Here is a 230-nt window from a genome sequence, read left to right on the forward strand (position 1 = left end):
GCCCCCGCCACCGTCGTGGCCTTCCGGTCCGCGGTCAGCGCACCAAGACCTACGCCCGTACCCGCAAGGGCCCGAAGCGCACCGTCGCCGGCAAGAAGAAGGCCCGCTAAGCAGCGGCCAGGGTCTAGGAGAACACTTTCATGGCTGCACCCAAGGCCGCCGCGCGCAAGCCGCGCCGCTAGGAGATGAAGAACATCGCGCTGGGCCAGGCCCACACTAAGACGGCTTTC

Annotated in this window: 1 pseudogene; it reads left to right on the forward strand. The window is 68.3% G+C overall.

Going from position 1 to position 230, the window contains the following annotated elements:
* Positions 1–110 (forward strand): annotated as a pseudogene (gene rpsM, locus KVS71_RS19470) (30S ribosomal protein S13); the annotation flags it as partial.
* Between the last annotated feature and the right edge of the window lie 120 nt (positions 111–230).

The sequence above is a fragment of the Microbacterium sp. GbtcB4 genome, from assembly GCF_019091465.1.
In the GTDB taxonomy this organism is placed as follows: Bacteria; Actinomycetota; Actinomycetes; order Actinomycetales; family Microbacteriaceae; genus Microbacterium; species Microbacterium paraoxydans.